The sequence below is a fragment of the Vreelandella neptunia genome (assembly GCF_022489065.1).
GTDB lineage: Bacteria > Pseudomonadota > Gammaproteobacteria > Pseudomonadales > Halomonadaceae > Vreelandella > Vreelandella neptunia_A.
Genome location: NZ_JAKVTW010000004.1, coordinates 1 through 13,678, shown reverse-complemented (window position 1 = coordinate 13,678; position 13,678 = coordinate 1). Strand labels below are relative to the sequence as shown.

Here is a 13,678-nt window from a genome sequence, read left to right as displayed (position 1 = left end):
CCTACAGCTATTTGCCACTAAAACAGGAACGCTTTGGATATGGACTCATCATCAGCGACAGCGTCGGTGGAAAATTTTGAGGCAGTGATTGTCGGCGGCGGTATGGTCGGCACTGCGCTATGCGCGCTACTAGCGCAAGCGGGTATGCAGGTAGCGCTTGTGGAGGCTCAGCCGGCGCCGCTCAGCCTTGATAAAGCCACTAAGAAGCTGCCCACCCCTCGGGTAAGCGCGCTGACGCCTGTCTCTCAACGCCTGCTGACGCATTTGGGTGCCTGGCCCGCTATGCAGAAAACACGGGTAACGCCCTATAGAGGTATGCAGGTATGGGATGCCGAAGGGAGTGGAGAGATCGCTTTCTCGGCGGATGAGGCGGGAGTGGCTGTGCTCGGCCATATTGTTGAGAACACGATCACGCTGGCCGCACTGAACAACCAAGTGTTTGATCATCCTAACGTCACACCGTTTTTTGGTGTGCGGCTTGAGGCGCTGGAGCGGAACAGTGGCAGCTGGCTGATACTTGACGATGGGCGCCAGCTACATGCGCCATTAATCATCGCGGCCGATGGTGCCCACTCTGTGCTGCGCGAAATGGCCGGTATTGAGGTGGCTAGCGACGATATGCAGCAAGATGCCGTCGTAACAACGGTGCAGTGTGCGAAAGCCCATGGCGGTATAGCACGGCAAGCATTTATCGATGGGCGCCCGCTGGCGTTTCTGCCCTTAACAGTTGAAGGCGATGATCGTTACTGCTCAATCGTATGGTCGACCACTGCTGAGCATGCAAAGCAGTTGAGTGAACTGTCTCAGCAAGGCTTGGGAGATGCGCTTGGTGAGGCATTTGGTTACCGCTTAGGCGAGGTGACGGTCTGCGATAAGGCGCATCGATTCCCGTTAGTACAGCGACATGCCCGCCACTATGTTCAGTCGCATTTTGCTCTGGTGGGCGATGCTGCCCACAGTATTCATCCCCTGGCGGGTCAGGGCGTTAATTTAGGGCTAATGGATGCTGCCGTATTGGCTGAAGAGGTGGTGCAGGCTTGGCAGCGCGGCGCGCCCTGGGGCGAGCTAAGCACCTTGAGGCGCTATGAGCGTCGTCGGCGTTTTGATAACAGTGCCATGCTGGGGTTAATGAAGGGCTTTAAAGTACTGTTTGGCAGTCATGACCCGGCGCTAACACTGGCGCGAAACCTGGGTATGAGCGGCATGAATCAGCTGGTGCCATTGAAGCGGGTAGTAATGCGACAGGCGACCGGAGAGCGCGGCCGCCTGCCTCTTAGTTGTCGTTAACGGCGACGACGGTCGACCACATTAAGCGCTTTGAGTAGATTGAGCGCTTCGCTGAGCTGGTAATCGTCGAGCAGCCGTTCTGCCATCTCCTGGCGATCACGAGGCGCCTGTTGGGCGCTGAGGTGCCCCTCAAGGTCGGCTTCGCGAATTTCACGGCGGCTTTCGGCGACTTCTAAGCGCCCGCGCACTACTTCTACATCGGGCTCAATGCCTTGTGCTTGAATCGATCGCCCGTTGGGGGTGTAGTAGAGCGCCGTGGTGAGCTTGAGTCCTTCACCATTGCCTAACGGCATAATCTGCTGCACTGACCCTTTGCCAAAACTATCGGTGCCCATAATCACGCCGCGGCGTTGATCTTGCAGCGCGCCAGCAACAATTTCTGCCGCTGAGGCACTGCCGCCGTTGATCAACACGACCAGCGGTACATCGCCGGCGGGTGTGGTTGGTGAAGCGGAGAACGACATCTCGGTATCCGACAAGCGCCCCTCGGTATACACGATCAGCCCTTCATCCAGGAACAGATCGGCAATCCCCACGGCGGCTTGCAATACCCCTCCTGGGTTATTACGTAAATCGAGTATCAACCCTTCCAAGGGTTGCTCACGGGCCATTCGCTCAAGTGCCTCGCGAGCCTGATCAGGTGTACGTGACTGAAATTGGCTGACGCGCAGGTAGCCGTAACCGGGCTCAAGCAGCTCATGCTTAACGCTCTCACTGCGAATGACTTCACGGGTCAGGATAAATTCACGCGGCGAATCTTCACCTGAACGCAGTATGCTGATACGCAGCTCTGTGTTCGGCTCTCCACGCATCAGGGTCACGGCTTCTTGCAAGGACATACTGTCGGTAGGGGTGCCATCAATGGCAACAATCACATCCCGCGACAGCAACCCGGCGCGTGAAGCGGGGGTGTCATCAATCGGCGTAATTACCATCAGTTGGCCATTTTCGGTGCCTACTTCGATACCGATGCCACCAAATTCACCCTGCGTTGATTCTCTTAAGCTTTGGTACTCTTCTTCATCTAGATAGGCGGAGTGCGGATCCAGCTCGCTAAGCATGCCACGCATGGCATTGCGCAGCAGCGTACGGTCATCGACATCTTCTACATACGCACGCTTGATGCGCTCGAAAACCTCGGCGAACGTTTGAATCTCTTCTAATGGCAGCGCATCACTACTGCCAGATGGCTGAGCGAGCAGTGGCAGCGGGGCCGCCAGTAAAGCCATCGGCAGCAGGGTGGCCAAGAAGCGCTTGGCGGGGGCCGATACCACGGTAACAGATAGCGTCATGCAGACTCCGCAAGGCGATAGGTAGCGACATTGCGTGCCACCCTGTAGTTGAAACGGTTAATACGGTTGAGACATTAATAGTAGTGCAGCTTATCCCGTCAGCGGCGCGCAATCCAACGCTGCGGATTAATTGGTTCGCCGCCGCGGCGAACTTCAAAGTAGAGCGCTGCGCGGGTCTGACCACCACTATTCCCTACGCGACCGATTTCATCACCCCCACTAACCTGTTGACCAAGCCTGACGCTGAACTGCTGCAAGTGGGCATGCAGCGTCATGATCTGGTCGCCGTGATCGATAATCAGCAGGTTGCCAAAACCGCGCATCCAGTCGGCAAATACCACTCGGCCAGTATGCACGGCAGTGACAGGAGTGCCTGCGCTAGCTTGAATCACGATACCGTTATAGTGCACGCCGTCGCGATAGTGGAAATCGCTGCTGATCGAGCCCTGTACCGGCCAAGGTAAATCACCTTGGGTACTGACAATATGCGTAGTAGGCGTAGGTTCGGCAAGTTTTGCCATTTCAGCTTGAATATTGCGCAGCACGCGTTCGGCTTCTTCGCGGCTCTGATTGAGGTCGGCGAGCCGCTCCTCCTCACTGCCGTAGCGGTCATCCAGGTTGGAGATAACGCCACGCCGTTCGGTGGTGCGCTGAGCGAGCAATTCACTCTGCTCTTCTAGCTCCTCGGCCAAGCTATCGAGTCGGGTCTGTCGCTCGCTTAGCTCATTTTGGGTATTAGCAAGCGCCGTATCGAGGCGGGCGATGGCGGTGAGGCGGCGATTACGCGCTTCCGTTAACCGGTTCATATACGCCTGCATACGATCAAGCTCAGCAGGGTCTCCCTGGTTAAGCAGCAGTTTGAGCTGCGGTGTTGGGCCCAAACGGTATAGTGCTGAGAGCTGTTGGCCCAGCGCTGCGTATTGATCGGTTCGTTCACTTTCCAGCCTGTCTCGGTGCTGGCGTAGTTGGGTCGTTTCATCGTTTAGCTGGCGGCGCTCAGCTTGCAGGGTATCTAATCGCTGGTGGGTTTCGGCAAGCTTTGTTTCAACTTGCTGAAGCTCCCGCTCGGCGCTATCGCGTGCCTCGCCAGTGGCGCTGAGGGATTGCGCAACGGATTCGATCTCTTGACCAATCGCATCCAATTGCTGGCGCGCCGTCCCTTCATCCTGCTGAGCAACGCCCGCTGGCGTATAACTTAACGCCAGCAGCAGTGTCAGAGCTAACCATGGCCGCATGGTCACTACTTGTAATGAATCAGTGATTTACCCGTCATCGCCTCGGGCTGTTCCTGATCCATCATGGTCAGCAGCGTGGGAGCCAGGTCGCATAGCTTGCCTTCATTAAGCGTGGCAGCACGCTCGCCGACATAGATGAGGGGCACTACAAACGTCGTGTGAGCCGTTTGCGGAGCGCCTGTTTCAGGATGCACCATCTGTTCTGCATTACCATGATCGGCGGTAATCAAGCAGGCACCCCCAGCGCGCTCAATGGCGTCGACCACACGGCCGACACAGGTATCGACGGTTTCGATGGCCTTAACTGCGGCGTCAAAGTCACCGGTATGACCGACCATGTCCCCGTTGGCGTAGTTGCAGACGATAAGATCAAAGCTGCCGCCATCGATGGCGTCGACGAGCTTGTCAGTAATTTCAAACGCGCTCATTTCAGGTTTTTCGTCGTAGGTGCGAACGTCGCGCGGGGAGGGCACGAGGATGCGCTCTTCGCCCTCATACGCGGCTTCATTGCCGCCCGAAAAGAAGAACGTGACGTGAGGGTACTTCTCGGTTTCGGCAATACGCAGCTGTTTTAGGCCGCGTTTAGCCACTACCTCACCGAGCGTGTCGTTTAGATCCGACGGCGGGAAGGCGGCTGGCGCAGGAATGTCAGCGGCGTATCGGGTCATCATCACTAGGCCTTCTCCCGCAAGCTTGGGGCAAGCGCGACGTTCGAAGTCTTTAAAATCTGGTTCAGCAAAGGCACGGGTTAGTTCCCTGGCGCGATCAGAGCGGAAATTAAGGAAAATCGCCGCATCGCCATCCTGGAGGGTAACCGCGTGCTCTTTGGTGCCATCCTTCTGCGGTATGCTGCTGGCCGCCACAAATTCATCAGTTTCGCCCCGCTGGTAGGCGTCACGCAGGGCGGTTTCTGCGCTGGAGGCGTAATACTCTGCGTGTCCCTCGGTCAGCAGCCGGTACGCTTGCTCAACGCGTTCCCAGCGATTGTCACGATCCATGGCGTAGAAGCGGCCAATAATGGAGGCTACAAAACCGTTATCAGCGCCTACCAGCTCGGCCAGGCGAGCATTGACGCGCTCTATCGAGGCCAGGGCGCTTTGGGGTGGCATATCGCGGCCATCAAGAAAGGCGTGAATAAAAATACGCTGCGCGCCCCGGCGTGCGGCCAGCTCTGCCATGGCAATAAAGTGGTCTTCATGGCTGTGCACGCCGCCCGGGGAGAGCAGGCCCAGTAATTGCACTGGGCGGCCGTTAGCGACGGCTTCGTCAATCGGCTGGGTGAGGTTTTCATTCACATCCAGGTCGCCGTCTTTAATCGCCTTGCTAATACGTGTGAAATCCTGATAAACGATACGTCCGGCGCCAATATTCATATGGCCGACTTCCGAGTTGCCCATCTGTCCTTCAGGGAGACCCACGTTAAGGCCATCGGTGTGAACGAAAGCGTGGGGGCGGTTTTCCCATAATTTATCTATCACCGGTTTATGGGCAGCGGCCACCGCATTATGGTTGCTATCGGGGTTGTGGCCGTAGCCGTCGAGAATAATCAGCGCCACTGGGCGCGGGGTACGAGAAGTATCCATAAAAACCTCGTTAAGATTGGCAAGCCGAACGACTCAATAATTCGGGGTCGCGATGGGCGCACGCTTGGGGCATCATAACGCAGGCAACTGCCAGGCGTCATGAGTTAGGCCTGCGCGGGAAGCTATCTGACGTGTATACTTGTCGCGTTTTGGCAGCGGTTAGGCCGCTTTTTTCTGCATTGACCAAGAGATTGTGTTCGCGATGATCGATCAGGTGTTCGAATTCGTACAGAACCACCCCCTGCTGGTTGGGGCATTTTTGCTGGTGCTAATCGCGTGGATTGTTTATGAAACGCGCAGCGCCTCTACAAATGCACTGACCGCCTCGCAGGCCACTCAGCTTATTAACCGCGAAGATGCGGTGGTGCTGGATATCCGTGAAAGCAAGGATTTCAAAGCCGGGCATATTGCTGGGGCACGCAATATTCCGCAAAGCAACCTCGATAGCCGCATGAACGAACTGGAAAAAGTGAAAGCCCAGCCGATCATTGTGGTATGCAAGCACGGACAGAGTTCTGGTGCCGCACAGGCCAAACTCGCCAAAGCAGGCTTTGAGCGCGCTTACAAGTTGAGAGGCGGTATGGCGCAGTGGCAAGGCGATGGCCTTCCGGTGGTTAAAAAGTAAGCATTGCTATATTTACTTAATAAATAATTAGGAGTTTTCTCATGGCGGAAGATAACAACACCCCGCAGGCTGGCGCCGCAGCAGATGAAAAGCCGCAGCTTAAATTTTCACTGCAGCGCATTTATGTAAAAGACATTTCGTTTGAAGCGCCTAATTCGCCCTCAGTGTTTAAGCAGTCGTTTAAGCCCAAGGTGAATTTGGATCTGAACACCACCAGCACCAAAATTGCTGACGACCAGTACGAAGTCGTGGTCAAAGTGACCGCTCAGGTGAACGATAACGAAACGGGCACAACCTCTTTCCTGGCCGAAGTCGAGCAGGCTGGTCTGTTCCGTATTGCCGGTATCGAAGGCGCACAGCTGGAACAAACTCTAGGTGCATTCTGCCCTAACCTGCTGTTCCCCTATGCCCGTGAGTGCGTAGATAATCTAGTTAATCGCGGTGGTTTCCCGCCGTTGATGCTGGCGCCGGTTAATTTCGAAGCGATGTACGCTCAGCGTAAGCAGCGCGAAGCTCAGCAGGCACAGCAAGCAGCAGAGAACACTCACTAAGTAATGAGTGCTGCTGATTGGTACGCCCAACATGGCAAAATGCCGCGTTTCTATGTGCCTGCTTCTTTGGCAGCGGGCAGTGACGTGGTATTACCTGAAGGCCCGGCCCGTCATATCACTCGCGTACTGCGCATGGGTGAAGGCACGCCGCTGGTGCTGTTTGATGGCCAAGGGATTGAGGCAGGTGTCCGCTTGGTGGAGGTAGGTCGCAAGCAGACAGTGGCGCATGTTGAGTCAATATGGACGGGCAGCGGCGAGTCGCCGCTAGCCGTTCATTTGGGCCAAGCTATCTCTAAAGGCGACCGAATGGATTACGCCATTCAAAAGGCCGTCGAATTGGGCGTTGCGGCCATTACACCGCTCTACACCGAGCGTGGCGATGTGCGGTTAAAAGGCGACCGTGAAGATAAAAAGCTGGCGCACTGGCAGGCGGTAGCTGCCAGCGCCTGTGAGCAGAGTGGCCGGGCTGTCGTGCCGCCAGTACATTCTCCCATAACACTTCAGGCATGGTTAGAAGAGCGGCATGAACCGCTGCGCCTGATGCTGCATCTGGCGACCGGTAATGCCTTTAATCGCCAAGACCGCCCGGCTTCGGTAGCGCTGCTGATAGGCCCAGAAGGTGGTTTAAGCGAGACAGATATCGCCGCTGCTCAAACCGCTGATTTTACGCCGCTAACCCTCGGCCCGCGCGTTCTGCGTACCGAAACTGCTCCGGTGGTGGCGCTCTCCTTGTTGCAGCACCACTTTGGCGATTTGTAAGTACTTACTATCGTTAACATCCTTCTATACAGAGCTATATTGTTACTCGCTCACTTCTGAGAGCTGTTGTTTTTGATGTGCTTGCAGAAGCCCCTTTAATACCATGGATTTGAGCATCGGTAGCGGTTCACCCGATAGGCCACTGATCACTAGCAGGCGATGCTGTCGGCCGGGTGCATAGCCCAGCCAGCAGGGCAGCCATAACGGTGTTGGCACGCTATCCTGAACCTGAATTCGCCAATGGCGCGGTGTTGCCATCCGCTCCCACAGCCACAGCCGCTTAAGTGCTTCTGGCGTTGGCGGCAAGCCGCTATCAATATGAACACCTGTACGGGGTTCTTGGGCGTTGAAAGGTAGCTCAGCTCCCACTAGCAGCAGCGCTCGGCGCATCTCTTTTGTGCACAGCAGCCAAGCACCAGTGGCCCCACCAGGCATTCCCAGTGCCGCTGCCCAAAGACCAACCCAGGCAGGCTCGCAGGCATTGGCGCCGAGGCGCTGTAGCCGCCGTTTGGCCGCGTCTTCGTCAATCCGCCGTGTAAGTGCTAAGCGCTTAACCATTCGCCCAACCCTGTAGCAGTGCTAGCATTCCCAGCATAATGCAAAACCAAGCGAATAGACCGATACAGCGTCGACGCGTCAAGCGCGCCTCTTTGCCAATCGCTTGGGCATTATCGGCTCTGGCGGCCAATACTGCCTGCATATCAGGCGCTGCTTCGGACATCATTACATCGCTTAACTGATCGTGGCTGGGCGCGGGCGCTGTAAGGCTAACGAGATAGCCAACACTCATCGAAACCGCTACACCGACGGTGTTGTTATATAGCCAGGAAATATCGAGTAGTGCAGAGACGGCCCAAACGGAGAGCATGCCGGTAATCAGTCCGGCCATCGCCCCTCGGGCATTGGAGCGGTGGCTGAAAATTGCTAGTAAAAAGGTGCCGAGCAGAGCCCCATAAAACCACGAACCGATTTGGTTAACCGCTTCAATCACCGGGCCAAGATTGCCTGCAAAGAAGGCGAATAGCGTGGCATAAAGCCCCCAGAAAACGGTGGCCACGCGTGACGCTTTTAAGTAATGCGCATCGCTGGCATTGGGTTTGATATAGCGGCTATAAAAATCGCGCACGGTCACCGCTGACAGCGAGTTAAGCGCCGAGTCGAGACTCGACATCGCCGCCGCAAACACCCCGGCAATTACCAGCCCGGCCATCCCTGAGGGGAACGCGCTGACAACATAGCGTGGCAGTAACTCATTGAGATCCTCGGGAGGCGTTAGCCCATGCTGTTGATAGTAGGTGGCCAAGATAACGCCAATAAATAGAAACAGCAGCATCTGGGGAATTAGCAGATAGCCGCCAATCAACAGCGAGCGCTGGGCATCGAGCACTGAAGGGCTGGAGAGCACTCGCTGAATTTGGCTCTGATCGGTGCCAAAGTAGGCTACATGGAGGAAAAAGCCGCCGAAAAGCCCGGCCCATAGCGAGTAAGTTACGCTGGGGTCGAAGGACAGATCGATGGCATTGAACATCCCGCTGGCGGCGCCAAAGCTGAATACATCACCCCAACCGCCAGGTAGGCTGGTCACCAAAAAGAAGATGCTTAACAAGGCGCCTAGCCAGAGTACGAACATCTGCACCACATCGGTCCAAATCACCGCGCTGATACCACCCATTACGGTATAACTGATGGCTAACACCGCCATAATAATAATGGTGAGGTTAACGCTCCAACCGGTGACCACTGCAAGCACTAGCGCCGGTGCATAAAGCACCACGCCGGTAGCCAAGCCCCGCGCCACAAGGAACAGTAGAGCGCTCAGGGTGCGTGTGGCTGGGCCGAAGCGGCGCTCTAGCAACTCGTAAATACTATAAATACCGGCGCGATGGAAAATAGGCACCAATACCAAGATCAACACGATCATAGCCAGGGGCACATTGATAAACGTTACCAGCCGCTCAAGGCCACCCTCAAAGCCCCAGCCCGGTGCGCCAATAAACGTAATCGCGCTGGCTTGTGTTGCCATTACCGAAAGGCCAATCGCCCAGCCAGGGATTTTGCGACCGCCTAAAAAATAGTCCTCTGGATTGTGCTGATCTTTTCCGAATCGCGAACCGATCCAGGCAATTAAGCTGATATAACCAATCAACACTACCGTATCAAAAAGCGTGAACCCTTCCATGTTCGCTCCCCCGCGCCTAATTATGGCTAATGTTTTGATAGTAGCAGGTTATGCTCTGTTTGCTTTATTAGGTGGTGAGCATGCTTTCAGCTACTAAAAAACGCCATCCTGCTTTGCCCTGCGCTCCCTAGGCACCATAATGTTGATCTATATTTCTTGAAGGACGTTACCCATGGTACGTGAGTCACACTCATCCCCGCGATCCGCCAGCGATGCATCTGCCCAGTTGGGAGAAGTGGCGTACCTAACGGTCACGGCGGTCAATAACGTGGGGGCTTTTTTGCAGTGGGGGCAGCCCAAAGATGTATTGCTGCCTTTTAGTGAGCAGCATTTTCGCCCTGATGCTGGCAAGCGTGTATTGGTCATGCTGTATAGCGATGACCAGGGTCGGCCAGTGGCCACGATGAAGCTGGATCGCTTTTTGACCGATGACGCCTGGGCCTTGGAAAAAGGTGATGAGGTCGCTGTGGTGGTGGCGGAGCGAACTGATTTGGGAATGAAGGTAGTGGTTAACCACCGCTATTGGGGGCTCATTTATCAAGACGACGTCACTCAGCCGCTGCGCCGTGGTCAGTCCGTTAAGGGTTATGTCAGGGAGCGTCGTGAAGATGGGCGTCTGAACATCTCTCTACTGCCGCCAGGTGCTGCCCGCCTCGATGTGGTTGGCGACAAGATACTCCAGGCATTACGTGAAAGCGGCGGTTATTTGGCACTGGGCGATAAAAGCCCAGCTCATGAAGTTAAAGCTCGCTTAGGAGTGAGTAAAAGCGCCTATAAACAAGCCATTGGGCGGCTTTACAAACAGCAGTTGATCACCCTGGAGCCTGATGCTATCCGCTTGGTGCCTGGTGCGCTGAGCGAGTAGTTAGCTGGTGCAGTTGGAGCCTAGCGGGCAGTGCGGCATACTGGGGGCTTATTGTTCATGTTTGGATAGTGCCCCTAATGAGCCAATCAAATCTGCACCTCGGCGTTGTGATGGATCCCATCAATGACATCGCTTACAAGAAAGATACCACCATGGCCATGCTATGGGCCGCCCAGGAGCGTGGCTATACCCTGCATTATATGGAGCAGGAAGATCTTTTCTTGAACGCGGGGCAAGCCTATGCCCGTATGCGACCGTTAACGGTACACCGTGATCCCAATCACTGGTACGACCTAGGCGAACCCTCGGCGCGCCCGTTAGTAGAGCTTGATGTGGTGTTGATGCGCAAAGACCCGCCGGTCGATGCAGAGTTTATTAACGCTGTGCATCTGCTGGGCTTTGCCGAGCGGGAAGGCGTGCTGATCGTTAATCCAACGGCGGCGCTGTTGCAGTGTAATGAAAAACTGTTTGCCCAGCAGTTCCCCCAATGCTGTGCACCTACAATCGTCGCGAGCCGCGACGACGTTTTGCGCGCCTTCCACGCTGAACACGGCGATGTGATCTTCAAGCCGCTGGATGGTATGGGTGGCACCGGTATTTTTCATATAGGCCCAGAAGGTCGCAATATTGGCGCGGTGATTGAGCAGCTTTCATTACGCGGCCAGCGGCAAATCATGGCCCAGCGCTACCTGCCAGAAATCAAGGATGGCGATACGCGTATTCTGTTGGTCGACGGTGAGCCCGTTCCCTTTGGGCTGGCGCGAATTCCTTCGGCGGGTGAGACCCGCGGTAATTTGGCTGCCGGAGGGCGGGGCGTGAGTCGCGAGCTTACCGAGCGTGATCATTGGCTTATTCAGCAGGTACAGCCGATGATTCGTGAAAAGGGCCTAATGTTCGTGGGTCTTGATGTGATCGGTGATTATATTACTGAAATCAATGTCACTAGCCCCACCTGTGTACGTGAAATTGATGACCAGCGCGGCACGAATATCGCCGGGTTACTGCTGGATGCTATTGAGCGCCGCTTAGCATAAGCGCGCCCCTACGCCTTATAATTACACTCATTACGCTACGCTTGCTGAAATGCCAGCAGGCAGTGGGAGACGCATGCAAAGTTTGAAACATCACTTTCTAATGGCCATGCCGCATTTAGATGACCCTAATTTCGCCGCTAGTCTGATCTATCTTTGCGATCACGATAACAACGGGTGCATGGGGGTGATTACTAACCGACCGTTAGAGATCACCCTTGAAGCCCTGTTTGATCAGCTAGAGCTGGGCGGTGAAACAAGTCCGCACCGTAATGCGCCGGTCTATTACGGCGGTCCCATGCATAAAGATCGCGGCTTCATTCTGCATGTTGGCGATAGCCAGCAGTGGGACTCTAGTATCCAGGTGGAAGATGGCATCGCGCTCACCACATCACTGGATATTTTGCAGGCTTTCGCGAACGGCGAGGGGCCAGAGCACTTTTTAGTTTGCCTGGGCTGTGCAGGCTGGGAAGTGGGTCAGCTAGAAGAAGAGCTGAAAGAGAATAGCTGGCTAACGGTAGAGGCTCAGAGTCACGTACTCTTCAATACCCCCCCGGTAGAACGGTTAACGGCAGCGGCGGGTTTACTCGGCGTTGATCTTAATTTGATGACCCGAGATGCGGGGCACGCTTAATGGCCGAGGCGGGGCAGCGTCTAATCCTGGCCTTTGACTACGGCACTCGGCGCATTGGTATCGCGGTAGGCAACGAGCTACTGCGCAGCGCACGCGAGCTCACTCCGCTGACAGCGCGAGATGGGATTCCTGATTGGAATGTTGTGACACGGTTACTTAACGAGTGGCAGCCGGATTTATTAGTAGTGGGGCTGCCGCTTAACATGGATGGTAGCGAGTCAGAGATGAGCACTCGAGCGCGCAAGTTTGGCAATCGATTGCATGGTCGTTTTGGCCACCCATGCGAAATGGTCGATGAGCGTGGCACCACGCGGGAGGCGAAAATGATCGCCCGAGAAGCTGGTCACAAAGGTAATTATCGTCAAGATAGTGTTGATGGTATTGCGGCCATTCTTATTCTTGAAGGCTGGTTTGCCCACCAGGAAGGTTTACCTGGCGGGCGTCTATCCCTATAACCGATATCTTTAAATGCTCTTCTTAAGTTCTTAAGCTTTAACGATCCAGCGTGCCCGTTTGGCTTGGAACGTACCAGCGCACCGGGCGCAAATCTTGCTCGATCAATTTGTCGACATCTAATAACGTTGCGAAAATCGCCATTCGCATGGGGATACCGTTATCGGTTTGGCGGAAAATCGCCAGACGCGGGTCGCCGTTAAGGTCTACGTTTAAGTCATTGGCGCCGGGGCGGCTATCCCTGGGCAGCGGGTGCATCACAATCGTGCTTTGACTGCAGCGATGATCGAGAAAATCACGATTGACCATAAAGTCATCGGAGAGCCCCTGAAAGCTCTCATTCATCTCGTCGGTAAAGCGCTCTTTCTGAATGCGCGTGGTGTACACAACATCTAAATCGGCAAAGTCGCTGGCCAGTGATTCGCGCTGCTCAATGCGGTGGCCACGAGACGCCACTAAGTCAATCAGCTTGGAAGGCATCTCAAGTCCTGGCGGTGATACCAGGGTAATGCGCAGCGGATCATAAAGTGACAACAGCTTAATTAAAGAATGCACGGTACGCCCGTACTTCAAGTCGCCGGTGAGTAAGATATGCGCACCCGTCAGCGATTTGCCTAAACGCTGAAACTCTTTATCAATCGTATAAAGGTCAAGCAGTGCCTGGCTTGGATGCTCCCCTGGCCCATCGCCACCATTAATCACCGGTACATTGGTCGCGGCGGCAAACTCAGCTACCGAACCCTGGTCAGGGTGACGCATGACAATCGCGTCGCAGTAACCACTCATAACGCGGCTGGTGTCGTAGAGCGACTCACCCTTAGCCATAGAAGAGAAGGTAAAACCGGTGGTGTCGCATACGCTGCCACCCAAACGGCAAAAGGCAGCATTGAAGCTAACCCGTGTTCGGGTACTGGCTTCAAAAAATAGATTACCGAGTACCGCTCCTTCTAATACTCGCGTTACCTGGCGTCGCTGAGCAATCGGCTCCATGCGCGCAGCGACCCGCAGTAAGTGGTCTACGCTTTCGCGGTTTAATGAGTCGACGGTTAACAAGTGGTGGCTCATGGCGATCCTCGGCACAGTAGTGGAAAGAGCGGTAGATAACGCTAGTGTAACCGTCAATCAGGCTGGTGCCGAAGGGGTTTCATTCCGCGAAGGTGGGTGATTTGTAATTTTTCTACAAA

General features: G+C 55.2%; 14 protein-coding genes. 8 read left to right on the top strand and 6 right to left on the bottom strand.

All coding sequences use genetic code 11. The features are described from left to right. The first annotated feature begins 39 nt into the window (after positions 1 to 39). A complete protein-coding gene (locus MLE19_RS07755) occupies positions 40 to 1,287 on the top strand; it encodes a UbiH/UbiF/VisC/COQ6 family ubiquinone biosynthesis hydroxylase (protein WP_240717614.1) in 1,248 nt (415 codons plus the stop codon). Here MLE19_RS07755 and MLE19_RS07750 read toward each other — a convergent pair. The 3 genes from MLE19_RS07750 to gpmI form a co-directional block, all read right to left on the bottom strand. Beyond that, on the bottom strand, positions 1,284 to 2,579 hold the full coding sequence (locus MLE19_RS07750) for a S41 family peptidase (protein ID WP_276322378.1): 1,296 nt from the start codon (positions 2,577 to 2,579) through the stop codon (positions 1,284 to 1,286). The genes MLE19_RS07755 and MLE19_RS07750 overlap by 4 nt on opposite strands. Positions 2,580 to 2,677: 98 nt before the next feature. Beyond that, positions 2,678 to 3,814, bottom strand: coding sequence for a murein hydrolase activator EnvC family protein (locus MLE19_RS07745; protein ID WP_240717613.1), 1,137 nt, complete (start codon positions 3,812 to 3,814; stop codon positions 2,678 to 2,680). Between the two features lie 5 nt (positions 3,815 to 3,819). Further along, positions 3,820 to 5,397 (bottom strand): 2,3-bisphosphoglycerate-independent phosphoglycerate mutase, encoded by a 1,578-nt coding sequence (gpmI, locus tag MLE19_RS07740; protein WP_240717612.1) that lies wholly within the window; start codon positions 5,395 to 5,397, stop codon positions 3,820 to 3,822. A 202-nt stretch (positions 5,398 to 5,599) separates the two neighbouring features. On the opposite strand from gpmI, the gene MLE19_RS07735 reads away from it, so the two are divergent. The 3 genes from MLE19_RS07735 to MLE19_RS07725 are packed head-to-tail and all read left to right on the top strand — an operon-like array spanning position 5,600 to position 7,332. Beyond that, positions 5,600 to 6,022, top strand: a complete 423-nt coding sequence (locus MLE19_RS07735) for a rhodanese-like domain-containing protein (RefSeq protein ID WP_240717611.1) — start codon at positions 5,600 to 5,602, stop codon at positions 6,020 to 6,022. Between the two features lie 41 nt (positions 6,023 to 6,063). Continuing rightward, positions 6,064 to 6,573 (top strand): protein-export chaperone SecB, encoded by a 510-nt coding sequence (gene secB, locus MLE19_RS07730; RefSeq protein ID WP_240717610.1) that lies wholly within the window; start codon positions 6,064 to 6,066, stop codon positions 6,571 to 6,573. A gap of 3 nt (positions 6,574 to 6,576) precedes the next feature. Further along, positions 6,577 to 7,332 carry a 16S rRNA (uracil(1498)-N(3))-methyltransferase gene (locus MLE19_RS07725; RefSeq protein ID WP_240717609.1) on the top strand — a complete coding sequence of 252 codons (756 nt, stop codon included), beginning with the start codon at positions 6,577 to 6,579 and terminating at the stop codon, positions 7,330 to 7,332. A 42-nt stretch (positions 7,333 to 7,374) separates the two neighbouring features. Here the strand turns inward: MLE19_RS07725 and MLE19_RS07720 are convergent, their stop codons facing one another. Next, positions 7,375 to 7,890, bottom strand: a complete 516-nt coding sequence (locus MLE19_RS07720) for a hypothetical protein (protein WP_240717608.1) — start codon at positions 7,888 to 7,890, stop codon at positions 7,375 to 7,377. Next, a complete protein-coding gene (locus MLE19_RS07715; RefSeq protein WP_240717607.1) occupies positions 7,883 to 9,511 on the bottom strand; it encodes a sodium:solute symporter in 1,629 nt (542 codons plus the stop codon). The genes MLE19_RS07720 and MLE19_RS07715 overlap by 8 nt, the downstream gene beginning before the upstream one ends. Positions 9,512 to 9,683: 172 nt before the next feature. On the opposite strand from MLE19_RS07715, the gene MLE19_RS07710 reads away from it, so the two are divergent. From MLE19_RS07710 to ruvX, 4 genes are all read left to right on the top strand, one after another. Further along, entirely contained in the window at positions 9,684 to 10,376 is a 693-nt protein-coding gene (locus MLE19_RS07710) for a CvfB family protein (protein WP_240717606.1), read from the top strand. Positions 10,377 to 10,453: 77 nt separating this feature from the next. Further along, positions 10,454 to 11,410 (top strand): glutathione synthase, encoded by a 957-nt coding sequence (gene gshB, locus MLE19_RS07705; RefSeq protein WP_240717605.1) that lies wholly within the window; start codon positions 10,454 to 10,456, stop codon positions 11,408 to 11,410. 73 nt (positions 11,411 to 11,483) lie between these two features. Continuing rightward, complete coding sequence (locus tag MLE19_RS07700) at positions 11,484 to 12,041, top strand: YqgE/AlgH family protein (RefSeq protein ID WP_240717604.1); 558 nt, start codon at positions 11,484 to 11,486, stop codon at positions 12,039 to 12,041. Then, positions 12,041 to 12,496, top strand: coding sequence for a Holliday junction resolvase RuvX (gene ruvX / locus MLE19_RS07695; protein WP_240717603.1), 456 nt, complete (start codon positions 12,041 to 12,043; stop codon positions 12,494 to 12,496). Before MLE19_RS07700 ends, ruvX begins: the two co-directional genes overlap by 1 nt. A gap of 37 nt (positions 12,497 to 12,533) precedes the next feature. Here the strand turns inward: ruvX and MLE19_RS07690 are convergent, their stop codons facing one another. Then, on the bottom strand, positions 12,534 to 13,559 hold the full coding sequence (locus MLE19_RS07690; RefSeq protein WP_240717602.1) for an aspartate carbamoyltransferase: 1,026 nt from the start codon (positions 13,557 to 13,559) through the stop codon (positions 12,534 to 12,536). Between the last annotated feature and the right edge of the window lie 119 nt (positions 13,560 to 13,678).

Excerpts from the sequence above, each read along its gene's own strand:
- secB (WP_240717610.1), top strand. The coding sequence starts at position 6,064 with ATGGCGGAAGATAACAACACCCCGCAGGCTGGCGCCGCAGCAGATGAA.
- MLE19_RS07720 (WP_240717608.1), bottom strand. The coding sequence starts at position 7,890 with ATGGTTAAGCGCTTAGCACTTACACGGCGGATTGACGAAGACGCGGCC.
- MLE19_RS07725 (WP_240717609.1), top strand. The coding sequence starts at position 6,577 with ATGAGTGCTGCTGATTGGTACGCCCAACATGGCAAAATGCCGCGTTTC.
- gpmI (WP_240717612.1), bottom strand. The coding sequence starts at position 5,397 with ATGGATACTTCTCGTACCCCGCGCCCAGTGGCGCTGATTATTCTCGAC.
- MLE19_RS07745 (WP_240717613.1), bottom strand. The coding sequence starts at position 3,814 with ATGCGGCCATGGTTAGCTCTGACACTGCTGCTGGCGTTAAGTTATACG.
- MLE19_RS07715 (WP_240717607.1), bottom strand. The coding sequence starts at position 9,511 with ATGGAAGGGTTCACGCTTTTTGATACGGTAGTGTTGATTGGTTATATC.
- MLE19_RS07750 (WP_276322378.1), bottom strand. The coding sequence starts at position 2,579 with ATGACGCTATCTGTTACCGTGGTATCGGCCCCCGCCAAGCGCTTCTTG.
- gshB (WP_240717605.1), top strand. The coding sequence starts at position 10,454 with ATGAGCCAATCAAATCTGCACCTCGGCGTTGTGATGGATCCCATCAAT.
- MLE19_RS07700 (WP_240717604.1), top strand. The coding sequence starts at position 11,484 with ATGCAAAGTTTGAAACATCACTTTCTAATGGCCATGCCGCATTTAGAT.
- ruvX (WP_240717603.1), top strand. The coding sequence starts at position 12,041 with ATGGCCGAGGCGGGGCAGCGTCTAATCCTGGCCTTTGACTACGGCACT.
- MLE19_RS07755 (WP_240717614.1), top strand. The coding sequence starts at position 40 with ATGGACTCATCATCAGCGACAGCGTCGGTGGAAAATTTTGAGGCAGTG.
- MLE19_RS07690 (WP_240717602.1), bottom strand. The coding sequence starts at position 13,559 with ATGAGCCACCACTTGTTAACCGTCGACTCATTAAACCGCGAAAGCGTA.
- MLE19_RS07710 (WP_240717606.1), top strand. The coding sequence starts at position 9,684 with ATGGTACGTGAGTCACACTCATCCCCGCGATCCGCCAGCGATGCATCT.
- MLE19_RS07735 (WP_240717611.1), top strand. The coding sequence starts at position 5,600 with ATGATCGATCAGGTGTTCGAATTCGTACAGAACCACCCCCTGCTGGTT.